This window comes from Vibrio atlanticus, assembly GCF_024347315.1.
In the GTDB taxonomy this organism is placed as follows: domain Bacteria; phylum Pseudomonadota; class Gammaproteobacteria; order Enterobacterales; family Vibrionaceae; genus Vibrio; species Vibrio atlanticus.
Map to the genome: position 1 here is coordinate 953,121 of NZ_AP025461.1, position 24,715 is coordinate 977,835.

20 protein-coding genes and 2 pseudogenes are annotated in these 24,715 nt (G+C 43.8%); 10 read left to right on the top strand and 12 right to left on the bottom strand.

Features of this window, described 5'->3' with window-relative positions; translation table 11 throughout:
- Positions 1-259: 259 nt before the first annotated feature.
- Positions 260-1,723, top strand: a pseudogene (locus tag OCV30_RS19890) (sensor domain-containing diguanylate cyclase).
- 90 nt (positions 1,724-1,813) lie between these two features.
- Here OCV30_RS19890 and OCV30_RS19895 read toward each other — a convergent pair.
- The gene (locus tag OCV30_RS19895; protein WP_009845500.1) at positions 1,814-2,068 is read right to left on the bottom strand and encodes a YgjV family protein; all 255 of its coding nucleotides are present in this window, start codon (positions 2,066-2,068) and stop codon (positions 1,814-1,816) included.
- A gap of 268 nt (positions 2,069-2,336) precedes the next feature.
- On the opposite strand from OCV30_RS19895, the gene OCV30_RS19900 reads away from it, so the two are divergent.
- The 3 genes and pseudogenes from OCV30_RS19900 (at position 2,337) to OCV30_RS19910 (ending at position 4,767) form a co-directional block, all read left to right on the top strand.
- The gene (locus OCV30_RS19900; RefSeq protein WP_009845499.1) at positions 2,337-2,921 is read left to right on the top strand and encodes a DUF4136 domain-containing protein; all 585 of its coding nucleotides are present in this window, start codon (positions 2,337-2,339) and stop codon (positions 2,919-2,921) included.
- A gap of 178 nt (positions 2,922-3,099) precedes the next feature.
- Positions 3,100-4,277 (top strand): annotated as a pseudogene (locus OCV30_RS19905) (serine hydrolase).
- Positions 4,278-4,473: 196 nt separating this feature from the next.
- Entirely contained in the window at positions 4,474-4,767 is a 294-nt protein-coding gene (locus OCV30_RS19910; RefSeq protein WP_083994631.1) for a YkgJ family cysteine cluster protein, read from the top strand.
- Positions 4,768-4,935: 168 nt separating this feature from the next.
- Here the strand turns inward: OCV30_RS19910 and OCV30_RS19915 are convergent, their stop codons facing one another.
- The 6 genes from OCV30_RS19915 to OCV30_RS19940 all read right to left on the bottom strand — a co-directional run bounded on the left by OCV30_RS19915 (position 4,936) and on the right by OCV30_RS19940 (position 10,482).
- The gene (locus OCV30_RS19915) at positions 4,936-6,618 is read right to left on the bottom strand and encodes an RluA family pseudouridine synthase (protein WP_065679980.1); all 1,683 of its coding nucleotides are present in this window, start codon (positions 6,616-6,618) and stop codon (positions 4,936-4,938) included.
- A 151-nt stretch (positions 6,619-6,769) separates the two neighbouring features.
- Complete coding sequence (locus OCV30_RS19920) at positions 6,770-7,390, bottom strand: glutathione S-transferase family protein (protein WP_065679981.1); 621 nt, start codon at positions 7,388-7,390, stop codon at positions 6,770-6,772.
- A gap of 34 nt (positions 7,391-7,424) precedes the next feature.
- Positions 7,425-8,456 (bottom strand): NADP-dependent oxidoreductase, encoded by a 1,032-nt coding sequence (locus OCV30_RS19925; RefSeq protein WP_065679982.1) that lies wholly within the window; start codon positions 8,454-8,456, stop codon positions 7,425-7,427.
- Positions 8,457-8,594: 138 nt separating this feature from the next.
- Positions 8,595-9,185 carry a TetR/AcrR family transcriptional regulator gene (locus OCV30_RS19930; RefSeq protein ID WP_065679983.1) on the bottom strand — a complete coding sequence of 197 codons (591 nt, stop codon included), beginning with the start codon at positions 9,183-9,185 and terminating at the stop codon, positions 8,595-8,597.
- A 154-nt stretch (positions 9,186-9,339) separates the two neighbouring features.
- Positions 9,340-9,813, bottom strand: a complete 474-nt coding sequence (locus OCV30_RS19935; RefSeq protein ID WP_012600489.1) for a BamJ family beta-barrel-assembly machinery protein — start codon at positions 9,811-9,813, stop codon at positions 9,340-9,342.
- A 42-nt stretch (positions 9,814-9,855) separates the two neighbouring features.
- Positions 9,856-10,482, bottom strand: coding sequence for a thioredoxin domain-containing protein (locus OCV30_RS19940; protein WP_065679984.1), 627 nt, complete (start codon positions 10,480-10,482; stop codon positions 9,856-9,858).
- Positions 10,483-10,753: 271 nt separating this feature from the next.
- On the opposite strand from OCV30_RS19940, the gene OCV30_RS19945 reads away from it, so the two are divergent.
- Positions 10,754-11,347, top strand: a complete 594-nt coding sequence (locus OCV30_RS19945) for an OmpA family protein (protein WP_065679985.1) — start codon at positions 10,754-10,756, stop codon at positions 11,345-11,347.
- A gap of 108 nt (positions 11,348-11,455) precedes the next feature.
- Here OCV30_RS19945 and OCV30_RS19950 read toward each other — a convergent pair whose 3' ends face one another.
- Complete coding sequence (locus OCV30_RS19950; RefSeq protein WP_065679986.1) at positions 11,456-11,815, bottom strand: glutaredoxin family protein; 360 nt, start codon at positions 11,813-11,815, stop codon at positions 11,456-11,458.
- An 89-nt stretch (positions 11,816-11,904) separates the two neighbouring features.
- Positions 11,905-13,497, bottom strand: a complete 1,593-nt coding sequence (gene norR / locus OCV30_RS19955; RefSeq protein ID WP_065679987.1) for a nitric oxide reductase transcriptional regulator NorR — start codon at positions 13,495-13,497, stop codon at positions 11,905-11,907.
- 349 nt (positions 13,498-13,846) lie between these two features.
- Between norR and hmpA the strand changes: the two genes are divergently transcribed.
- Positions 13,847-15,043, top strand: coding sequence for an NO-inducible flavohemoprotein (hmpA, locus tag OCV30_RS19960; protein ID WP_012600494.1), 1,197 nt, complete (start codon positions 13,847-13,849; stop codon positions 15,041-15,043).
- 159 nt (positions 15,044-15,202) lie between these two features.
- Here the strand turns inward: hmpA and OCV30_RS19965 are convergent, their stop codons facing one another.
- Complete coding sequence (locus OCV30_RS19965) at positions 15,203-16,183, bottom strand: TDT family transporter (RefSeq protein ID WP_065679988.1); 981 nt, start codon at positions 16,181-16,183, stop codon at positions 15,203-15,205.
- 301 nt (positions 16,184-16,484) lie between these two features.
- A complete protein-coding gene (gene clcA, locus OCV30_RS19970) occupies positions 16,485-17,891 on the bottom strand; it encodes a H(+)/Cl(-) exchange transporter ClcA (RefSeq protein WP_029225590.1) in 1,407 nt (468 codons plus the stop codon).
- Between the two features lie 540 nt (positions 17,892-18,431).
- Between clcA and OCV30_RS19975 the strand changes: the two genes are divergently transcribed.
- From OCV30_RS19975 to OCV30_RS19985, 3 genes are all read left to right on the top strand, one after another.
- Positions 18,432-19,415 (top strand): CobW family GTP-binding protein, encoded by a 984-nt coding sequence (locus tag OCV30_RS19975; protein ID WP_065679989.1) that lies wholly within the window; start codon positions 18,432-18,434, stop codon positions 19,413-19,415.
- A 182-nt stretch (positions 19,416-19,597) separates the two neighbouring features.
- On the top strand, positions 19,598-20,884 hold the full coding sequence (locus OCV30_RS19980) for a DEAD/DEAH box helicase (protein ID WP_012600498.1): 1,287 nt from the start codon (positions 19,598-19,600) through the stop codon (positions 20,882-20,884).
- Positions 20,885-21,048: 164 nt separating this feature from the next.
- Complete coding sequence (locus OCV30_RS19985) at positions 21,049-21,669, top strand: LysE family translocator (RefSeq protein WP_065679990.1); 621 nt, start codon at positions 21,049-21,051, stop codon at positions 21,667-21,669.
- 251 nt (positions 21,670-21,920) lie between these two features.
- Here OCV30_RS19985 and OCV30_RS19990 read toward each other — a convergent pair whose 3' ends face one another.
- Positions 21,921-23,948, bottom strand: coding sequence for a PhoX family protein (locus tag OCV30_RS19990; RefSeq protein WP_065679991.1), 2,028 nt, complete (start codon positions 23,946-23,948; stop codon positions 21,921-21,923).
- Positions 23,949-24,200: 252 nt separating this feature from the next.
- On the opposite strand from OCV30_RS19990, the gene OCV30_RS19995 reads away from it, so the two are divergent.
- Complete coding sequence (locus OCV30_RS19995) at positions 24,201-24,542, top strand: YggL 50S ribosome-binding family protein (protein ID WP_004731398.1); 342 nt, start codon at positions 24,201-24,203, stop codon at positions 24,540-24,542.
- Positions 24,543-24,715 lie beyond the last annotated feature (173 nt).

The following is a 24,715-nucleotide window of genomic DNA, read 5'->3' on the forward strand; positions in this document are numbered from 1 at the left end:
AGCGTAGTAATAGGTAATAAATGCGAATGCTTTTAAGTCGATTTATCAGGACGTTAGTATAAATTAAGTTATCAATTTAAACGTAAAATCAAAACGCCGAACTGAATCCAGTTCGGCGTTTTTGCTATAAGTCACAGATTGCACATGAAGGGCGCTATTAATATCGACTATCGTTCAGTAAAATAGATAAATGTGATATAAAACAGTCTGCTTATAAGAACATTAGCGTTACCTAAAATTTAAAAGCTATGAGGTAATTTTGAAAGTAAGACGTAAGTATATCCTCAACTTTTCCATCGTGTTGGCCCTACTATCTCTGGTCCTCTCCGCTATTCAATTTAACCGAACCAAAGAATCACTTTTAGAGTCTAATCAATTCTTCTTCCGTACTATTGTAAACGCAAGCTACGACATTGTAGACAACACAGTCAATGAAGCTATTAAAACCTATCTCAAAGGTGTGACTGATACTGTCGCTTCTCACACATTAGGTGTCACTCAAGAACAAGAAGTTAAAGAAGTCATCCGAATTGCTAACGAATTAGTGATTGGAGAGTCAGGTTATATCTATTTAATGTCACCACAAGGTGTCCACCTGTATCACCCGTTTTTACAAGGGCAAAATCGCGCGCATTTAATCCATATTCAAACGCAACTGACCTCAAAGTCTGGAATGACTCAGTATTCTCATGCTAATCCACATGAAGTCGGCAAGCGTGCGAAGGTCGCGTATTCAGTGAGGCTACCGAGTGGCAATACATTGGTGGCGACCACTTATAAAGATGAACTCATGTACTTGGTTGATCTCGAAGCGCTTAAAGATAAACTAAGGAAGTATTCATATGGCGATAGCGGTTATGTATATATCGTTGATTTACAAGGCGAGCTAGTCCTCCGACCCAATTTTGAACACGAACACTTGAAAGCCTTAATTGGTTATTCATCAGAGTTGCTCATCGATAAGGTCGTTGCTGAGCCTGAAGGGCATTTTAGTTACTCAATTTAAGATGACAACGGTACGACAAACAAAAACATTTTCTATAAGTTCTACCCATATCTGAATTGGATCATTTCTGCTGGAGTTTTGGAGCAAGAGCTCAATAAGAACCACAGTTTATTGCTAGTTAGTTTGATGACCTTGGTTATAAGTTTGCTTAGCATCATCGCCGTTTTGGTGCTTTACCTGCGGCACCGTCATTTAAAGATCTTAGATGTAGCTAGCTTAGATTATCTTACGGGGTTGAGTAATCGGCGGGACTTTATTTCTCAGGTTAAGATGAGAATTTTAGAGTGTTCGCCTTATCCGTTAAAAGGTGTTGGTATCATTCTTCTAGATATTGACCATTTTAAATCGGTAAACGATCTACACGGGCATAATGAAGGCGATAGAGTGATCTGTGCCGTTGCAAAAGTATTGAAGCAATTTGCAAATGAAAATCGTCTAATTGCTCGCTATGGCGGTGAGGAATTTATCTTTGTGACTTTTGATTGCAATGAATATCAATTGTACGAGTTGTCGGAAGAGCTTAGGCGTAGCGTCGAAAAAATTGAGGGGTTAGTGTTACCTGTAACGGTCAGTGTTGGGTGTCGCTATGCAAATGCACTGTTCCACATAGAAGGCACGATAGACCAAGCTGACAAAGCACTTTATCAAGCGAAAAAGAATGGACGCAATAACACACAGGTATACAGAGAGAGTCAATATCGTATTGTCTGTCATTGAAGTTTTCTAAAACTGATAAGCATGAAAAAGCCCAAATAGAACGTTCTATTTGGGCTTTTTTAGAATTGTTTGAAAGTGCTAGCCGTTAATCTAAGCTTTTGCTGCTTTCATCGCTTCATTTTTTTTTTCCTTTTGCATTTTTGCAAGGAAGTAGATGTTCACACAAGCGATGAAACCGTTGGTTGCAACCACTGGCCATGCATCAATCATAACGCCGTATGCTGTGAATAGAGTACAGCCAACAAAGTTAAGGACACGCAGACGCACGATATCTTTCATTGTTAATGAAATTGCGACCATAATAGATGCCGCGTAACCTAAAATTTCAACCATATTGAATTCCATTGTGTGACCCTCTTAAATTTGCCGATGCTTTATCGGTACCAATTCTTCTCTTCATGAGATGATTGAGGAAGCTCCGTGCCCCGAATGGTTTGGTTATGTTTAACTAAGTTTACTATACCGAGTCTATTTCTGTGGTTAAACCCCCAAAATGAGTAGAAGTGAAGGTTAGCGATTACGCAAACGTTTAATGATCTTTCTATTAATATAATTACTGTTTATGTTGAAGGTCAAATTGATAATTATTCTTGTATAGGAAAGGAAGCCGCGAATGATAAAACGATTCATATGTGCAACAAAAGGCGTAAATAAAGTCGCGTTGTTGGCTTTGATAGCGATTGGACTGACAGCGTGTACAACCAATGAAACGACTCCAACTCACAATTATGGCGTGGTGACCAGTGGTGACTTTGATTTCATGAAGCATGGGGTAGTCACGTACTCATGGCATCCCGAATCAGAGCAAGTGTACCTTTCTGAAAAATATGACAAGACGGTCGTCACTGATCTTGTACGCGAAGCGATTAAAGAACAACTTTCATTGAAAGGTTATCAGTTGAAATCCGGGGCTGGTGATGTCGTAGTGGGTTTTGGATTAGCTGAAGAATCTGAACTGAACGATGAATCGATCTTTGATGCGATTCAGCTATCTACAGGTGTGCCATTTTATAGTGATGATGGAAAGGTAAGCGAGAAAGGATCTTTGTATATTGCTTTTTTTGTTCCTAATTCGGAAGTTATACAGTGGCAAGCACTGGCGCAGTCTGGTATCCAACCTGATTTAGAGCCGAGCGAAAGCAAACAGCGGGTTATGGGCTTTGTTGAAATGTTATTTAGACGTATGCCCGAGAGGTAAAGCGAAGTGTTGAATGCATTCATTGAGTCAATCGTTTTTGTGTAAAAAACGGACAGGTCGCAGATTATACTTTTTTATTTGTAACGAACCGTACAAATACGTAAAGCAACGTAAAGTTCGCGCTTCTTTTGCTAGCATTTGTCTATACTGAACAAAACGTTAACTTAGGTTTAATTCAATGAAACGGTTCTCAAAATACTCTCTCCCTCTATTAAGTATGTTCATTGTAAGTAACGCAGCGATCGTAGCAAATACTGCTGTCGCGGCACCTTCTATAGTACCAAGCCCACCTAGCCTAGGCGCAAAAGGGTATGTGTTAATTGATTTTAACTCTGGTGATGTGCTGGTAGAAAAAAACGCACACACTAAGTTGAACCCAGCGAGTTTAACCAAGCTTATGACCAGTTATGTGGCTGGACAAGAGATGAAACGAGGTAACATCTCTGCGGATGATCAGGTGCGAATTAGCGAAAACGCATGGGCGAAAAACTTCCCTGATTCTTCAAAAATGTTCATCGAAGTGAACACTGATGTCGCGATGATGGATCTTTACCGTGGCTTGATTATTCAATCAGGGAACGATGCGAGTGTTGCGATTGCAGAACATGTTGCTGGCTCACAAGATGCATTTGTTGACTTGATGAACTCTTGGGCAGCTTCGCTAAAACTGGAAAATACCCATTTTGCGAATGCACATGGTTTAGATGCGGACGATCTCTATTCAACGCCTTATGATATCGCTCTATTAGGCCGTGCGATTATTCGCGATTTACCGGATGTGTATGGTTTATACAGCGAACGCTCGTTTAGCTACAACAAGATTACACAACACAACCGCAATGGCTTATTACGTGATAGAAGCTTGACGGTCGATGGCATGAAAACAGGCTACACCTCTGGTGCCGGCTACAGTTTAGCGAGTTCGGCGACACAAGGTGAGATGAGACTTATTGCGGTTGTGATGGGCGCATCAAGCGTCGTGAGTCAGACAGCAAACAATTGTTGAGCTATGGTTTTCGTTTCTTCGATACGCTAAACCCTCATCAAGGCGGTGACCAAGTCGCTGAAGAGAAGGTGTGGTTTGGTGCCCAAGATACGTTGAAGCTAGGCGTTGCAGAAGATACGTTTATTACGCTGCCTAAGTCAGACAGTAAAAAGTTAACGGCATCGATTGAACTAATCTCTGAACTGAAAGCCCCGATTTCAGAAGGCCAAACCTTAGGCGTTGTTCATTACACCGTTGATGGTGAAGATGTTCAAACTCAACCTTTGATCGCGTTGGAAGCGGTAGAGCAGGCTGGCTTGTTCAAACGCTTGATGGACTACGTAAAGCTATTTTTCGCTAGTCTGTTCTAAATCGAGGCTAGTCTGTTGTAAAGCGAGATAGTGGCGATAAGTCACGATGGAAAACCTAAATAGTATGGGCGTTGTGAGTAAATCACAGCGCCTATTTTTATTTCTACATCAATCAAAACACTGCGCCGCACTATCTTTATTAGCCGTAGCGGTCGGTTTCGATTACTATACGCAAAATTTAGCAGCGTAGTCACTTATGACGATTGAGATAAAGAACGTAACCGAACCCGAAGTAACATGTGCCAATTGTCAGGCATGCTGTTGTCGTTTAGAGGTTATGATCATCACAGATACCGGTGTTCCTGAAGAGCATATTGCGTATGACGAATGGGGCGGCGAAACGATGTTGCGACTCGACGACGGTTGGTGCTCTGCGGTAGATAGAGAAACACTGATGTGTACTATCTACGAAAACCGACCATGGATCTGTCGTGAGTTTGAAATGGGTTCTTTTGAATGCGTTGATCAGCGTAAAGATGTAATGGGCTAGGCATCTTCAGTATTGAAGTTAGTAACGAAAGTGCGTTACCGAGCTGTGATAAGCACATTAAAAAATTTAAATATCAGGGTTCTATATCTTAAGCAGATGTAGAACCTTGATGCGTTTTACGAAATCGAATATTTAGTGAGATAAGAGTTTTAGTTCGATAAAAATAACTTAGAACTCAGAAGGCACTTCAAACTCCATCCATTCACCGGTTGTTGGGTGAATCAGTTTTAGGTAGCCAGCGTGTAGATGCAAGCGTTCGCGCTTGTATCCGTATAAGTCGTCACCTCGAATCGGAACACCAAGCCCCAATGGATGAGCACAGTGCACTCGCAACTGGTGGGTTCGCCCTGTTTTAGGGTACAAGTGAACCTTGGTTTTCCCATTATGAGTGCCAACCACTTGCCAATGGGTCTCTGCGTTTCGTCCGTGATCATGGCAAACCAATTGTCTTGGTCTATCTGTTATGTCGCCGCGCAAGGGCAGGCTGATATTGCCAGATTTCCCGTCGATTTCACCATCTAACAGAGCTGTATATCGTTTCTCTACGGTTCTATCAATGAATTGCTTCTGGATGTGTTTATTGGACTCTGCGGTCAGCGCCAAGATCAATAAGCCTGACGTCGACATATCTAACCTATGGATAATCAAAGGGCCTGTTGCGTCGGGGTAGCGCGCTTTAATGCGGGTATAAACAGAGTCCTCGATAAACTTACCAGGAACCGATAAGAACTCCTCGGGTTTATTCACCACCACGATCTCGTCATCTTCATAGACAATATCAAACGACTTACCAACCGCAGGGTTCACGATAAGCGGGTTCTCTTCTAATTCGATGCCGTTTAGCTGGTGGTCGAGGATCTCGAAGCTTTTACTTTGGCAAACCGGGTACAGGTTTGCGTGCTGGCGAATGACAGCCGTTGGAGGCAATCCCCACCAAAACTCAGACAATGCTAATGGCTGAAAGCCGTGTTCAAAAGCAAAATTAAGCAGCTTAGGTAGGCAGCAGTCGCCAGAGCCTTCAAGAGCGTCTTTGCCATCTAACAATTCAAGCAGGTTCTTTGATTCGAGAGCTTGGTTGATAAAGCGATAATGAGACAACCGTTGCGCTTCTAATTCGGCTGAGATCGCTTGGTACTCTTGCTTACGGCTCGTGAGTTCGCTTTCGATAGCATCAACTTGCGACTGACGTTCTGCGATCTTTTGTTTCCACTCGATTCTAAGTGCTTTTAAGTCGCGTTTCTCTTGGCTGCTTTGATTGCCCAGTTGTTTGAGCAAAGTCGCTGCTGACTCTAGATTCCCCAATGCCTTTTCTTGATTGGCTTGTTCTCTGAGTTCGTTACGCTGAGCTTTGTTTGCTGCCATGGCTAATTGAAAGGCTTCGATAGATTGTGCTGATTCGATTTTTAACTCTTCAAATTCAGCCAATAATGCGTCTAGGTTGTGCGACTGTTGTAGTTTTTCAATGTCATCCGCTAGTTGCGATTGGCGAGCAAGGGTTGCACTGTTGTGAGATTGAAACTGTTCTGAATCGAAGGCTGATGGAACAAAGTTAATGTTGTTTAACTGAGAGGCCAAAGACGGTTCTAACTGCAAACCTGAAAACGCAGAAAGGTAACCTAGCTCTTGTGTAGTTGGGTTCTGAACAAGAAGCACGGCGTAGAGGTTGCCTTGCGATGTTTCATTCACACCGCAGTCGAGTAACGACTGCTGAAGTTGCTGCATGGCAAACTCACACGTTGGATGTGGTGTGTAGTAGTACGGAAACGTAAAACGAGTCGGTAGCGGTAAGTCTACATTCGTATTGTCGTTTTTTAGGTGCAGTGGCGTGTATTGAGCAAGGTTTGCTGACATGAAGATCAAACTCTATGGCTGTTCAGTTAGAGTTCGGTATTGTTGTCGAAATGAAGGCAAATGAGAAGCCAAAGCGAAAGATAAATCGGCTTTGGCTTCATTTAGTTGCTTGTGCTTATCCTAAGTGCGTCCGAGCTTGGTTGAAACTCGATCAGTTCGAGTGTTCTAGCTCTAGTTGCTCTGCTTTTTGGTAAGCTGGGTGGCTCTTTAAAAGCTCACCGTATTTAGCAATGTTAGGGTAAAGCGCAGTTGCACCAAAGTTACCCACGATTTCTACGATGAACGACATCATGAAATCGGCACCCGTCAGAGCATCTGCAACAAGGTAAGTTTTACCTTCAAGCGCTTCGTTGACAAAGGTTAGGACCTTTTGGTTTTCATCATCAGCGTAGCCGCCAAGGAAATTAGTCTCGCAACCGTCTTTCATCACAAAGATTTTAAGTAGCATTGGCAGAATACCAGAGCTTTCAGCGAAGTGAAGCCACTGTGAGTATTCCACGTAGTCAGCTGTGCCGCGCACTGGTGCGAACTTACCTTGACCGTATTTGTCGATCAGGTACTCGGTGATAGCACCAGATTCGCTGATCACAACGCCATCGTCTTCAATAACCGGAGATTTACCAAGAGGATGAACGGCCTTCAATTCTGGCGGCGCTAGAAACGTTACACTGTCTCGTTGGTATGGTTTGATTTGGTAATCTACTCCAAGCTCTTCCAATAGCCAGATGATGCGTTTTGAGCGAGATTTGTTTAGGTGATGCAAAGTAATCATGATTTTACCTAGTTAACTGGTTCAGTTTTTGAATTTATTTAGCTTCGTTTGTTTTGATAACAAGCTTACCGAAGTTTTGGCCTTCCAATAGACCCATGAATGCTTGTGGCGCCACGTCTAGGCCTTCAACTAGGTGCTCACGGTAATGCATCTTGCCTTGAGACAACCATTCTGTCATTTGAACAGCAAACTCATTGTAACGGTGTGCGTAATCATCAAAGATAATGAAACCTTGCATCTTAATACGCTTGACCAAAAGAGTGCCCATAAGGCTAGACATGCGATCTGGGCCTTCAGGAAGTGATGTCGCATTGTATTGTGAAATAAGGCCACAAACAGGAATGCGAGCACCAGTGTTAAGCAACGGCATTACCGCATCGAACACCTTGCCGCCAACGTTTTCAAAATAAACGTCGATGCCGTTGCTACATGCTTTAGCCAGTTGCTCCGCGAAGTCGTCGGCTTTGTGGTCGATACATTCATCAAAACCAAGCACTTCTTTCGCGTACTGACATTTCTCTTGACCACCAGCAACGCCAATGACACGACAGCCTTTTAATATTCCGATTTGGCCAACGGTTGCGCCTACTGCACCTGTTGCAGCCGCAACGACTAGCGTGTCGCCTTCTTTAGGTTGGCCGATATCAAGTAAGCCCATGTACGCAGTAAAGCCTGGCATACCCATGATGCCTAGTGCGTAAGAAGGGTGTGTTGGCTCTTTGCCTAGTTTGATTAATCCTTCACCGTTAGACACTCCAAGGTCTTGCCAACCTGTGTAAGCCAGAACCCATTCGCCAACTTCATAATCGCTGTTGTTTGACTCTTCAACCTGACAAACGGTTGCACCAACCATTACTTCATCAATCGCAACTGGATCAGCGTAAGATTTTGCATCGCTCATTCGGCCACGCATGTACGGGTCTAGAGAAAGGTAAACTGAGCGAAGTAACATCTCGCCGTCTTTAATTGTTGGTGCGGCTACTGTCTCCAAACGGAAGTTATCTTGAGTCGGTGCGCCTACTGGGCGAGAAGCCAATACGATGCGGCGATTGTCTTGTTGAGTCATTGGATATCCTTAATTTTATATTATGTTCATTTAGAATTAGACCAGTCGTCTAGTCTTGTTGTCTAAAAATCCCGCCGTCATCAAATTGATAAGAGGGCGGGTTATCTGTCGTTAATAAAAACTAAACACAGTACGTGGTTAGTTTTTACCTTTTAAAATCTGTTGGGTTAGGTTTAAAGCTGATTCTAAACTGCGTGAACTCTGGCTTAGTTTGCTTAATAAGCTTGCGCCTAACCACATAGAATATAGATTTTGAGCGGTTTCTTGGCTCTCTTCAACCTTTATCGAGCCATCATCAATACCACCGACAATGCACTGCTCGATGGTATGCGTCACTTTCTCAGCACCTTTTAATAGTGCTTGGCGCATAGGATCAGAAAGATCAGAAACTTCGGCGCTGAGCTTAACGACTAAGCATTTATGAGCGTTACAAGTACCGTTTTCAATCTGTGACCATCGAGTGAAGTAACTGATAATTCTCTGGTAATTGTTGCCTTCACCATGAACCAAAAGAGTTTCAACTCTGCTGATGTAGGTCTCAAAATAGTGCTGGATCAGAGCCTCGCCAAATTGCTCTTTAGATTTAAAGTAGTGGTAAAACGATCCTTTTGGGACATCCGCTTCTTTAAGCAATTGCGACAAGCCAACGCCGTTAAAGCCGTTGTTCACTATTAATTGGTAGCCAACATCTAAAACATGCAGGCGTGTGTCGTTCGTTTTATCGTTCATGGGCTTACTATAAGTTAAATTAGACCAGTCGTCTAGTGTTCGATTTTTGAAGGTATATTCCGTCGTTACAAAAGTGGCTTCAACTATTCAAACGTTCACATATAAAAAAGCCCCAACATAGCTCGTATGTTAGGGCTTAAATCAGTCTCTTCAATTATTTGATAGAGATTAACTCAACATCAAAAATCAAAGTTGCTGATGGTGGGATAGGCCCTGAACCACCTTTACCGTAAGCCAATTGGCTTGGGATAAACAGGCGAACTTTTTGGCCTTCGACCATGTAAGTCAAACCTTCTTGCCAGCCTTTGATCACTTGTTTAAGAGCAAATGAGATTGGCTCACCACGATCAACAGAGCTGTCGAAAACAGTGCCGTCGATAAGTGTACCGTGGTAATGAACCGTTACTTTGCTGTTCTTAGTTGGGTGCTCTGTACCAGTACCTTCTTCAAGAACTAGGTATTGAAGACCACTTTCAGTCGTAACAACCCCTTCTTTAGCGCCGTTTTCGATAAGGAATTGTTGGCCTTGTTCGATATTTTCTTCGCCGGATTTATGGTTCATCCAAGTGCGGTAGATCATGAAGCCAGCCAAAATAAAGACAATGACCGGGATGATAAATTTAGACATAGTAAAACCTATTTATTGTTGATTTTTTATAGAGAAAAGCCGTTAAGGCTGAGTCAAAAGGTAGTTGATCGTTTTTGCGATACCTTGAACATCTTGGTGACCTGCTGTCAGTACTTGGTATTTACCGTTGATGATAAATGTTGGTACTGAGTTGATTTGACCTTTAACCGAGATCTCTTCAGCTTTCTTTACGTAGTCAAATAGAGCAACTTGCTGTTCTTTGTTCAGTTGGTATGGGCTAACCAGACCGCGAGAAGTGAAAGCAGTCTCCAGAGCTTGCTGACGTTGTTCTGGCGTTGCATCTGCACCCATTTGAACGGCACCAAATAGGTCGTCCATGAACGCGTGATCTGGTGTCGCATCAAGTTGCATTACTGCTGTGTAGTAGATCATTGCGCTGATTTGAGCACTTTCATTGAACGTAACGTGCATCTTGCCAATAGTTTGGTTCGTTAGAGATTCGATCTCTGGAATTGCACTTTCCATTTGACGACAGTGACCACAATTTAGAGAGAAGATTTCAGTGATCGGAGACAGGTTAAATTCAGTTAGAGCAGTAGGCAGCGCTTCGTATTGAACGCCTTTCTGTGGCTCGTCTGTTTCACTACAACCCGCGATAATCAGTACGGCAGCAAGTGCTGTGATGAATTTAGTAAATGGTTTAAACATAATGTTTGCTCTAGCGTTGAGAAGTCGTGAGATTCTAACTATTTAGTACGAATTGGAAAACAATTATAAGGTAAATAAATGCAAACAGTTGGAACGGGCGGACGATGACAGGCGAGTTGACGGTGAACTGTGATCAAAAACACTTTTTTTGGACGTGCTTTCTTTTTGTGTAAAGTTTTTGTCTAAAGTTTTTCTCTCAGTGCCGATATAGACATTAGTGAATGGTTTATCTGCATAAGTGGTTGGTGAAGTAATGAGATATTTAGCGATAATGTTAAGCATAGCTTTGGCTGGGTGCGAAACTACGTTACCAACAGGGTTATTCGGTGAGGATATGTTACAAACTGCACCGAAAACTGATTATGACATTATGTACCCTGAATGGGGGGTGGTTCAAACCACTCATCAGCAAGGAACTATTACCACTAACTACGGGCGTGGTGTTTCGACCAATGATCCACTGGAAGTCTTTTTAAGACAAAACCGTATCGATTTTGAAGTTTTACCTGGCAACCATGTGATGGTAAAGCTTGTGCAGCATGTGAACTTTAAAACAGGTTCGACATCTCCTGAACCCGCTTACAACAATTGGTTGGACACGTTAGGCAGCTATCTTTCTCGACGCCAAGACATTGATGTCGTCATTGAAGGACACACGGATAATACAGGCAGTGATCGTGTTAATGATCCGCTCTCTGAACAGCGCGCAAAAGAAGTGAAAGCTCGCTTAGAAAGTAACTATGTTTCGAGTCGTACTATTTACACCCGCGGTTTCGGTGAGTACGTTCCCGCGTGTAACAACGCTTCAGCACAAGGTAAAGCCTGTAACCGCCGTGTAGAGTTGATGCTGATTGTGGCGAAATAGATGCGAGAAGCTTGATTCTTTGAATCGAAAGAGCGTATCGATTACAGACATAAAAAAATCCCTCATGAAGAGGGATTTTTTGTATTTAGCTTGTGTTGCTTTTTCCGCTTATGCGAACTGTTTTTCTAAGTAAGATACGATATCCGAAGATTCGTACATCCACTCAGTTTTACCGTCTTTCTCGATACGTAGACAAGGCACTTTCACACGACCGCCGCCAGCTTCAAGCTCTGCACGGTGTTGTTCATTATTTTTTGCATCACGAAGTTCAAATTGAACTGACTGACGTTTCATCGAACGTCGCACTTTTACACAAAATGGACATGCTTCGAATTGGTACAACGTGTGCGTTTTTGCCTGCTCGTTCACTTTGCTTTGTTCTTCTTGAGAACGCTTCACACCGCGTGGGCTGAAAACAAAATTCAACAGCAAGATGACGCGACCTAAGAACCAACGGATAAACTTCATAAATCTCTCTACATCTTTAAAATTAGCGTTACAATTTGCAGCATTATATACACAAGTTTTGTCAGATGCTCGCAACAAACCGCTAATATCTATTTTGTCCGTTCGATCGTGTGAGACTTCGCCACATTTAGCCCTAAACGTTTGGACAGTCGAGTCAGGTTTGCTCGGTCTGTTTTCAGAACTCGCCCTGCTTGCGCCCAGTTAAAGTTGGCATCTTCCAACACCTCAGTGATGATGCTGCGTTGAAAATCATCGGTAGCGCCACGTAAACCTGCAGATAGGTCGATCGTTGGTGTTGATAACGGTGTGTTTTTTACCTGTGTCGTCGCTATAGGCTGATCTTGGTCGAGTGGGCCACAATCTTCTTTAGTGATTGTCACGAGATTTTTGTTAGTGCTACGAGCTAATGCTTTTAGTGCTGAACGACTGATAACGTGTTCAAGCTCACGTACGTTACCTGGCCAACCGTAACGGTTTAGAAATGCCAGTACATCAGAGCGGAATTTAACTTGGTTGATACCGAGTTTACGACGTGCTTGTTCTAGGAAGAAGCCTGCTAGCAAGCTGATATCGTCACCTCGGTCTTTCAGAGCTGGCACTGCGATAGGGTACACACTCAGTCGGTGGTATAAATCAGCTCTGAATCGACCGTCTTCAACTTCTTGCTTTAAGTCTCGGTTGGTTGCAGCTAAAACACGAACATCAATAGTTTGAATGTTGTCTTGGCCTACAGGTTGAATTTCGTTGTTTTGCAGTGCACGCAATAGCTTACTTTGTGCAGCCAAAGGCAACTCACCAATTTCATCTAAGAATAGTGTGCCGCCATCGGCTAAAGCAAATTTACCTAAGCGGTTTTTGTCTGCACCAGTAAACGCGCCACGAACGTGACCAAATAGTTCACTCTCTACCAAGTTCTCAGGAATAGCAGCACAGTTGACGTAGACCAACGGATTACGTTTACGCTGGGATTGGTGGTGCAGGGTACGAGCAACGAGCTCTTTACCAACACCAGTATCACCATGAATCAGAATATTAAATTCAGAGGGTGCGACAACCGCGATATCGTTTTTAAGCGCGACCATGGTGTCACTATTACCAATCAATTCGCCGCCGTCACGTTCCCACGCTTCAACATTCAACTCTTCCAGTAATTGCTTTGACTGTTTTGCTTGATGTTCAAGTTGCGAGAAAGTCATCGCCATTTGCATCGTAGAGGCAGCAATAGCAGCGAGAACTTCTAGGTTCCGAGCAGGAATATTCGCGAAGACATCAGGTTTTAGGCTGTCGAGGGTTAGTACCCCTAACAATTTGTCACCAAATAGAAGAGGCAAACCCATACAGGCATGCATGGGCAAATCGCCATCGTGGTCGATCAGTAAGCCATCGAAAGGATCAGGCAATGAGCTATCCGCATCAAAACGAACTGGAGAACGCGAACCACAAATCGCATCAAAACGCGGATGTTCTGAAATAATAAAGCGGCGACCGAATGTATCTCGACTGAGCCCTTGCATTGCGATGGGTACTAGCGTGTCACCTTGAAGGCTTAAAAGTGCGACACAATCACACGTTATGGTTTTACGAATGGCATCGATTAAGCGATTAAAACGGTCTTGATCGTTCACACCGCTGGCTAAACCAATGGTCATTTCCATGAGAGTGGATGCTGAGATATCTTGCATAAAGGGCTCATACTGTTTGTATTTTTATACATGGTAGAGTCTTTATGACATAAAAAAAAGGTCTTTTTGACTAAAGTTTGAAGAGGTTTTTTGAAGGAATGCTAGGCACAACAAGCTTTCGCATGTTGGCACCGTTTGTGCAATGTGTCCATTGCGTGTTGTCTATATGACTGAATATCTGACCCATCATTGATTTGAATCAATTAATGCGAATTTATCAGTCCACGTAATTCTCATAAAAATAGTAGCCAAAGAGCTCATTGAGAAAGAATTAATATAAAGTCATCTTTAAATAAAATTAGTCAATTTGACATGAAAGGTCAAAAGACTAAGTGTTCGGAGTAAATCAATGCTAAACAATCTACATATCAACATCATCAAATCGACGATTCCTCTTTTAGAAAGCGCAGGCCCTGCTTTAACTCAACACTTCTATCAACGCATGTTCACGCATAACCCTGAATTGAAAGATATCTTCAATATGACTCACCAAAGAACAGGTCGCCAAGGTGTCGCACTGTTTGAAGCTATCGCGGCTTATGCAAAGAACATCGAAAATCTAGCAGCGTTAACCTCAGCGGTTGAGCGTATTGCACAGAAACACACAAGCTTTAATATTCAACCAGACCATTACCAAATCGTTGGTCTTCACCTAATTGAAACACTGCGTGAATTAGCTGCTGATGCATTCACCCCAGAAGTAGAAGAAGCGTGGACTGCGGCTTACCTATTCTTAGCGCAAGTATTCATCGACCGTGAAGCTGAACTTTACCTACAGCGCAAGCAAGCTGTTGGTGGTTGGGAAGCTGCACGTGCATTCGTAATTGCAGATAAAATTGAAGAATCAGCATTAGTAACAAGCTTCATCCTACAACCAAAAGATGGCGGTGACGTTCTGGATTATACGCCAGGACAATATATTGGTATCGAAGTGAAACCTGAAGGTGCTCAGTACAGCGAGATCCGTCAATACTCACTATCAGACAAGCCAAACGGCAAGCAGTACCGAATTTCTGTGAAACGTGAAGGCCAAGGTCAAGAAACTCAAGGCGTAGTATCTAATCACATGCACGATACTGTTGCTGTCGGTGATGAAGTTAGCCTATATGCCCCAGCGGGTGACTTCATGTATCAAGAGCGTAGCAAGCCAGTAACGCTTATCTCTGCAGGTGTGGGTGTAACACCAATGCAATCAATGCTTGAGTTCTTAAACAACCAGCAGAAAAACGAACCTGTACTGTACCTTCACGCTTGTGAAAACGTAGGTCAACACTCTTTCACGACTCGCGTTAAAGATATTGTTGCCGATAAAGGTTGGGAAGCGAAAACGTGGTACATGAACAAAGGCGAGTCTGCGTGTGAGAACACACATGAAGGTCAAATGGATCTAGCGTCTATCTCCGATACTAAAGGCTTTGAAGAGAGTGATTTCTATATCTGTGGCCCTGTTGGTTTCATGAAAAACATCGTAGAGCAGTTAGACGCACTTAAAGTAGATCGCTCACGCGTACACTACGAAGTCTTTGGCCCTCACGCTAATTTCTAATAGCTATCGCTAGTTCTATTAACACTCGCCTGAACTATTGACACCTTGCCTATTCAAAGGCCTCACATTGTGAGGCCTTTTTTCGTTTGGTTTGTCCAGCGAGAGACAATTGGAGATTGGAGTAGGGGGTGATCAGGGTAAGATCTTCTGGTGTTCGTTTTAAGAACGCTTAACCTTTTTGGACATGTAATCAGAATCAAAAAACTCAGGCCAGTACATTTTCACATAACCGCCTGCCACCCAAATCACTAGGATGGTCGCGATGGTTAATTCAAAGAAGCCGAATTTATGCAGCCAATACCATTGTGGGTATTCAGCACCGAAAAATGTGGTTAAGCGGTGCATCGCAATGGCGCTGATCACGGACGGGAAGGTGACGGCTGCAATCGAAGGTTGGAACTTAAGACGCATTAGACGGATGTAACATAAGTAAATCAATAGAGTCATGGTGATAGCAATGCCAGCCAATGCTCCTGTCAGAATCGGATCTGGGTTGTCGAAGTTCACCAAGTAAGCGGCTAAAGATAAGTTAACCGGAGCCGCCATGATTGCGAGTGTTGGTCTTGCTCGACGTGGCAGGTTTCCTTCGAATACCAAGCGGTACAACACCACTGGCAGCATTAGGAAATAGATACCGATACAAGTGGCCGCCAGTGTCTCTGAAAAAACGGTGTGTCCAAACTGTGTACCTGCTAAGGAACTGCTGATTAACCCCACGGGATACAGGAACCAACTCGGCACAATGTTCGACATTTTGAAATTGAGGATCTGGAAACTAAAGAACAACACCATCATGGTAAAATGCAATAACAACGCGCAGAACCAGACTGGGTAAGCAATGACTGGAGAGATTTCGGCTAAATAGTCGCATAGAATCAATAACGCCATGCTCATTGGTGCCATCAAGCTTCCACTAAGCGGGTGACGAATGTCATTGATGAAAGTATTAAAGCTGGTGAGATAACGAAGTAAAACGGGTAGCAATAACAGTGCGCCAAATGCAGCAAGGTAAGGGCGAATGATCTCACCAACCCCTGGCAGATATAATGCCCAAGCTTGCCCAAGCCCTATAACGCCAAGTGCTAAAGATGCCTGAGATGGTGGAACATTCTTTACTTGGGTTAATCTTCTCCAGTTCAACGACTTGCTCCACTCAGTTAAATGTAGAACGTATACTCTAATCAAAACGTTCAGTCATGCTCACCATCGGTGTTGTTAGGCATGTAAATAATTTCGTGGATAATAGCAAGTTTAACGTTTGCTTTTAAGGTTTTGATTCGAAATTGATATATAAAGCGCGATGAAAGTGTTTTTGATTTTCTTGAGTGTTCTATAAATATTGAGCTTGGTTTGCTTATTGTATTAGTGGGATTTGATTGTATTAGTGGAACTCAACGAGTTACGTTTAAGTCCCACATTTGAACTGACGTTTTCAATGTAATTAACGAACTTCCTCTTGCTGAGGGAGATCTTGCTGTCTTAGTTTCTCGTTTTTCAGCGTACGGTTAAGTAGTTGGCTGTAAATTGGCTGACCACCTAACATCTGAGCAATGATTACCGCGCCTAAGCAGGTGATGATCAACGGTAAGATGAGGTAGTAGTTATTGGTCATTTCAATAACCAACAGTATGCCAGTGATAGGCGCTCGCACGGTGGCGGCAAATAAGGCGCCCATGCCGGCAATCGCAAACATACCCGGCTCTATGTTCAGTTCAGGGAAGAATGCAGCCGCGATAAGCCCAAACGCGTAACCAAAGAGTGTTCCTAGAGCAAGCATTGGTGCAAAGATACCACCCGGTGCACCAGAGCCGAAACAAAGTAGCGTGGTGAGCACGCGCCCTAAGAAGATTAACAGCAGCACGTTTGCGCTGTAGTTGCCATTAGTGATATTCGGGATGATACCAATACCACCGCCAGTCAACTCCGGTATATAGAGCAGCAATAAGCCAAAGCAACCGCCCAATAGGGAGCCTGTCATTAAGTAGCGTTTACGGTCATTTTTGTGTATTGCCACAAACAGGTCTTGCGAAAGTGTAATCAGCTTATTGAAAATCACACCAAACAGGCCGAACAACACACCTAACAACAAGAATAACCACAGAGCATCCAGTTCAGGCGGTTGGTATTGAGGCATTGTGATAACGGCAGATTGGCCATTGATCGAACGAAATACAATATTGGCTGAAACCGCCGAGATGATGACGGCTTTGATTGAAATGAGTGAGTAGCGAAACTGTGGTCTCATTTCCTCGACTACAAACATGATTCCGGCGAGTGGTGCGTTGAATGCTGCGGCCAAACCACCTGCGGCACCCGAAGCCAATAGTGAATGTCGGGCGTCGTCATCTTTGACTCGAAAGATATCGGTGACCATGCGACCAATACTGCCGCCCATTTGAACGGTTGGTCCTTCTCGACCTAAAACCATACCAGAACCTAATGCGCCCATACCGCCAAAGAATTTTACTGGCAATACTCTCCACCATCGAACAGGGCGCATACCGTCCATCGCCCCTTCAATTTCAGGGATGCCTGAGCCTGCAGCCTCTGGAGCGAAACGGTGAACGAGGAAGTAACCAATAAAGGCAAATGCAGCACTAATAAGGAAAGCGGCGAGCCAAAGAGGTAAATAGCTACCGATTTCATCTTTAAGCCAATCGGTACGAGTTTCGGTGATGAAATGAACAGCGACTTCGAAATAGGTACCCACCACGCCAGCAAGTACACCTACAATACAAGAAAGAAAGAGAACGGAAGCGGGTGTCTTATCTCTTGAGAGAAATTGATTAATAGCATCCCTTGGCATTTTGGCGAGTAGGGACTGCTTAATTTTCTCTCTTCTGGTCATTGAGATAAGGCTCCTGAATGGGTTGAGGCGGGACTGCAATAAATTATACGCTTCCTCTGCATATCCTATAGCAGCAAAGATGCAAAGTTGAATTTCATTTATGGAATATACGTGTTACATAAATGGAATCTATAGGCAATAGTTGAATCGCCGTCACAATTTTGATCGATTCTCCGGTGGCGGCTTGAATATCCCCAAAAATGAACCATAGTTAAATCGTAAAGCAACATAACGAACCGCAAGGAGAAGTGAGGTTTTACACAAAATTTGGATGGATTCAGAATAAAGTTTTAGTTCCTCGTTAAATGTTCAGGTCGATATTTAAGGCTTCCTGATTCGCGAACTCACGATTGAGTAACGAGGGTGAGGCGTACTGAGTAAGTACGCCTTTAGTTCGTCTGGAGCATTCCTTTTTCATAGTTGCCCCCTTTCTAGTGACACTCATACAACTTCTGGCTTAAATCATTCTCCGTATAAACAAGCGATTGGGGTCAATTTCTCCGTGATTGTGTATATACTCCTAAAAAAAGGAGAACTGATATGACCAAAAAAGTTCCTACAAACATAATTACGGGTTTCTTGGGTGTTGGCAAAACGACAGCTATTTTGAACCTGCTCAAAAATAAACCTGAGAATGAAAATTGGGCTGTTCTGGTTAATGAGTTCGGGGAAATTGGCATCGATGGCGCATTGATGACAGATCAAGGTGCTTTGATTAAAGAAGTACCGGGTGGCTGCATGTGCTGTACCGCTGGTGTGCCTATGTCAGTGGGTATTAATGCTTTACTACGCCAGAAGCCGGACCGTTTATTGATTGAACCTACAGGGCTTGGTCATCCAAAGCAGGTTATTGCGACGTTAACTTCAGAGCAATACACACCTTACGTTGACCTAAAAGCGACGCTAGGTTTGGTTGACCCAAGAAATCTGTCGATTGAGAAATATACGTCTAATCAGAACTTCAATGATCAATTAGATAGTGCTGACGTGATTATCGGAACCAAAGTAGATTTGGTTCACTCTGAAGATATCGACGCATTCAATGATTGGGTGACGGATCAAACACCTGCAAAAGTGTTCCATAAGCTGATTCACGATGGTGAAGTGCCATTGGAAGTGTTGGACATTGAAAGAGTGTATGGCAGTGCTTCTTCTCATATTGAATCGCATCATCATGATCACGCTGAACAAGAGCCTCAATTCCAACTGCCTCCCGGTGAAGCGTTCATCCGTAAAGAGAATAAAGGGCAGGGCTACTTTAGTTGTGGCTGGTTGTTTGGCGCTGAACATAAGTTCGACTTCGATACGCTATTCTCTATGTTATCGGATCTAACGGCTGAGCGTGTAAAAGCCGTAGTGAACACCGACCAAGGTTGCTACGCATTCAATGTGGCGAATCAAGTGGTGTCAGTGAATGAAATTTCCCTTGATGGCTTTGAGTCTCGTCTTGAAGTGATCGACTCGCAGTTAATGCCTTGGGACGATCTCGAGCAGATTCTACTCAAGCTGTGTGGCATCAAATAGCCCTGTTTTTGCTGTTTGAACCAAGGATCTTGGTGTTTGCCTCGTTGAAGGTGGGGTAAACACCAGATTAAATGAGAAAGTTTGCGTTATATCACGATAAATGTGAGATAAATCACTCTAATTACTTTATAGTGCTCGGCTGAAATAAGAATGTAGGCTGTCTGCTTAAGGAACCCGTAACAATGTCATTTTCCTCTCAAGGTTTTGCTCCTGAATTAGTCAAAGCGTTGACTGAGTGTGGTTATGAAAAACTCACTCCAATTCAACAAAAAGCGATTCCAATGGCTCGTAAAGGCCATGATATTTTTGCTACTGCTCAAACCGGTACGGGTAAAACAGCGGCATTTTCATTGCCTGTTATCCAACACCTTTTGAACAGCGGCAAAAAGGCGTCTAGAGGAACGGCTCGCGGCCTTATTCTTGCTCCAACTCGTGAGCTTGCTGCGCAGATCGCTCAAAATATTAAAGACTACGTTAAATACACGGAACTAAGCGTTTCAGCGGTTTACGGTGGTAACAAAATGTCTTCACAAGTTCGTCAATTAGAGCTGGGTGTGGATATTTTGGTTGCAACACCTGGCCGTTTAGAAGAGCACTTAGAAGCGGGTAACGTGTCTATCGCAAACCTAGAATTTCTAGTATTTGATGAAGCTGACCGTATCCTTGATATGGGCTTCATTAATGCCGTTCGCAAGATCATGTTGGATGTGGAAACCTCTCCACAAATCATGATGTTCTCAGCTACAACATCAACTCAGTTAAACCAACTGTCCGTTGATATTCTGCGTAAACCAAAACGTATCAGTGTTGAGCGTGAAAACTCAACGGCTGCAACTGTTGGTCACGTGGTGTACCCAGTGGATCAAGAGCGTAAAACAGAGCTACTTTCTGAGCTGATCGGTCGTAAAAACTGGCGTCAGGTTCTTGTGTTCGTGAACTACAAAGAAACAGCAAACGATGTAGTTAAAGAGCTCAAGCTTGACGGCATTAAAGCGGTACTTTGTCACGGTGATAAAGCGCAAAGCGCTCGTCGTCGTGCATTGGATGACTTCAAAGAAGGCAGAGCACGTGTGATGGTAGCAACCGACGTTGCGGCTCGTGGTCTTGATATCGAAGACTTACCGCACGTAATTAACTACGACATGCCTTTCCTTGCGGAAGATTACGTTCACCGTATTGGTCGTACAGGCCGTGCTGGTAAACAAGGTCACGCAATCTCTTTCGTTAACCGCGAAGAAGAGCTGACTGTTGTTCAAGTCGAAAAACTGATTCAACAACGTATTCGCCGTGTTGAACAACCGGGTTATGAACCGAAGAAACGTGATGCTTACATCGAGAAGCTGAACACTAAATCGGCGTACAAAAACCGTCAGGGTCGTAAGAACAACGCAAACGAAGAGCCACAAGATCAAGCAAGTGCTGAACGTCGTTTGACTATGATGAAGCGAATTAAAAACCGTCGTAAGTAATTACGGATGGTGATTGAAAAGAGCCACTGTTATGTGGCTCTTTTAGTTTGTATTGTTCGCAATATTGGTTATTGTCATCACTACTTCGTTTCAACATCGCTTTATTTAAAGTCCGATCAAGAAGCAAAAGCCACTAAATAAAAATAAGCCAGTAAGGTAATAATATGGATAGCGCACTACTTTGGGCTTTTATTCCCACGTTTTTCTTCGTGTCAATCACGCCCGGAATGTGTATGACTTTGGCGTTGACACTTGGAATGAGTGTTGGATACAAACGTACATTATGGATGATGATCGGTGAACTGGGCGGTGTCGCTGTGGTTTCCATTGCTGCGGTATTGGGTATTGCATCTATTATGTTGAACTACCCGTGGCTTTTTACAGGCTTTAAGTTTGTGGGCGCAGCTTACTTGTTCTATTTAGGCGTTCAGATGTGGCGTTCGAGAGGCAAATTAGCGATCAGCACTGATAACCAAACAACCAAAGTCAGCAATGATTGGGATTTGGTGGTGCAAGGCTTCGTAACGGCAATCGCAAATCCTAAAGGCTGGGCATTCATGATCTCCTTATTGCCTCCTTTTATTAACAGTAATAAAGACTTAGCGCCGCAGTTGTTGATTTTAGTGTCGATTATTCTGGTTTCTGAGTTTGTTTGCATGACCTTATACGCGACAGGCGGAAAGAGCTTAAAGCATATGCTGGGCAAAGCCGATAACGTTAAGTTAATGAACCGTATTGCAGGTACGTTGATGATGGGCGTAGGTGTGTGGTTGTTCGTGAGTTAACTGTGATTAACGGTATTGCGATCAACGATAACGGTTAGAGATCCCCGACTCAGTCGTTTCTCCTTCTCGAGGATGACGAGTACTTGGGAGGATGATGAGCTGAAGGCTCAGATTCTTACTTAAATCCAAGATTGAATTGAATATAAAAAGAGCGATAGGGCATTTAGCCTTATCGCTCTTTTTGATTTTACTTAGCTAGCGAACAGAAACTAGATAACAGTAAGGTTGCTGATCTTAGCTAGATTTGCGTATTAAACCGCGATTTCACCGCCGTCTTCACGACGAATCACAACGGTAGATGCTCTTGGGCGAACATTGCCTTGAGTTTGTGCAGTTGCATCGTCTGATGATGGCCAGTTTGCAGGGTGTTGAATGTTCACGAATAGTGATTTGAAGTCTGGGCTGATGGTAAAGCCAGTTACTTCACATCCGTTTGGACCCACAAAGAAGCGTTTAAGCTGTGCTTGGTTGCTTGCATCAATCACCGCGCTGTTGCCGTTGTCATCCGTTAGCTGAGATGGAACCACCGCTAACATTTGGTCATTTGTGTAGCCCGTTACTTCATCTGCGCCGTTATCTGTCTGAATCCACAAGATGCCACGAGCATCAAACGCTAAGCCGTCAGGGCTAGCGAATTGGTTCATGTCTGTTAGACCTGAGCGGTTGATAGACTTGTCTTCCACTGCTGGAGAACCGAAGACAAAGATATCCCAATCGAACTCGCCTGCTGTCTTGCCTTCATCCCAACGAATAACATGACCGAACTTGTTGTCTACGCGAGGGTTCGCAGAGTTCGCTTCTTTACGCTTGTTGTTATTAGTCAGCGTAAGGTAAGCCGTCCCCGTCATTGGGTCAACAGAGCACCATTCAGGGCGATCCATTGGCGTTGCGCCTACAAGGTCGGCTGCGCCTGCTGTATTGATGATAAGCGCTGCTTGAGAGTCAAATGAATCGCCTAGCTTACCGCCGTTTGTGGTCTTACTGCTCAGAGTCAGTGGTAACCAAGTGCCTGAACCATCATCGTTGAACTTAGCCACATACAGTGTGCCTTTGTCCATGTACTTGTCACCCGCACTTAGACGGTTACTTGGCTCAGCGTCTCGCGGGTCCCATTTCTCTTCAGAAACGAATTTGTACAGGTATTCAAAACGAGAGTCGTGGCCAGAATAGAACACGATTGGCTCGCCTTCGGTCAACTTACCAAACGTACAGCCTTCGTGACGGAAACAACCCAGTGCAGAACGTTTCTTAGCGCGAGAGTTTGCTGTGTATGGGTCGATTTCAACGATGTAGCCGTGACCGTGTACTTCGTTACTGTAATCATCCATTGCTGATTCGCCTGCTGGTGTGACATCAAAGCGAGCAAACTCATCCAAACGTTCTTGTTTATCACCCGAAAGCGTGTCCCAGCCGTAGCGAGTTTTATCAGTTGCGATGCCGATACGCTCTTGAGCTGGTGTTGTTGTCCCTTTATTAACGAAGTAACCCGGCCAGTTCTCTTCACAAGTCAGATAAGTGCCCCATGGCGTGTAACCATTACCGCAGTTATTTAATGTGCCGCGCGCTTGGCTGCCGTCTTGTGAGAATTTCGTTTTGGTAAACTCACTGTGAGCAACAGGGCCAGAAAGATCCATTACGGTCGCGCCCGTGTAGCGGCGGTTAAGTGGATCGTTATCCACCATTATCCATTGATTACCTTCAAGCCTAACGCGAACAACACTCACGCCGTGTGCGTTGATCTCTTTGCGTACTTCATCAAGGCTAGGGCGGTTGCCTTCATCGTATGTTGGACCATTAGCGTGCAGTGCTTTTTGGTCGATGTATTCGTGGTTGATCACCAACAAGCCGTCGTTACTGTTGCCATCAAGCGGGAAGAAGTGCATGCCGTCGTGGTGCATGCCCAGTGAGTTCGCTTGATCTTGTGCGTTGTTGGTTCCATCTTTTAACCAAGCCTTGCCTTGCTTATTCAGTGGGGTACCCCAAGGAACCAATACTTGTGCTGTATAGCCTTTTGGTACAACGACACTGTCTGTCAAAGAGCCTTTAACCGATTCGAAGGCAAGTGTTGCGGTGCTTTTGTGCGCGCCCGTTGCTTGCATTGTCGTAGCGTTAGCCGTGCTGTGACCCGCTAAACCAAATGCGCCAAAGGCGGTCATTGCACTGATGCCAAGACCGCCTTTCAGAACGTTTCTTCTTGAAAGGTTCGCGTCTAGAACTTCTTCGAAGGGCTTGTTGTTACTCTTGTTAAAACGAGTGCTATCAAATGTTTCCTTGCTCATCGGGACTGCTTCCTGTTGGCTGACTTTATTATTCGTTATTCACGTGTAACCAAGCTATTTCTAATGAGTTAATAGCTGGTTCAATGTGTGACCAATCGTGAAGCAGTTAAGTGACGGATTTTTATAGTTTTGATTAAGGTTTTGTTTCTGCAGCACGATTTTTCCCGTTAAGCCTCTCGTGTAATACAAAACTCTTGGGAATTAACGAGGAACTGTGTATAAATGCTTTATCAAACGAAAAGAGAGACAGTTATGAAATTAGATAAAATCGAAAACAAAAATCGTCGCCTACGCAAGAAATTATACCTAGGTGAATTCGCTATTTTAGGTTTTGAAGTAAGCTGCACGACTTCGATTGCTGATTTTGACCAGTACGATGTGTTCATTGACGAATTCATCGATTTCATTGATAGCATCGGTCTGTGCTTTGGTGGTGGTGGCCTTGAGCTGTTTGAAGGTTTCTTATGTTCTATTGAGCGCTACCGTTCAGTAACAGAAGCAGAACAACTGCAAGTTGCACAATGGCTTGAAGCTCGCGCAGAAGTAAGCAAAGTTGAAGTAAGCGAACTTGTTGACGCAAACTACGCATTCTAATTTGGTGGTGTATGGTTCGCTCAGCTGAAATCGATTGAGCTTTCGTGAGAGAACTTTGACACATCAGATAAAAGGCCCAGTCGGTATGTCGATTGGGCCTTTTGCGTTTGGTCAGCTCAACACCAGACCTCGGGTTTCGAGTGTTGTAGGTTTCTTCGATTTAGAACCTGTAC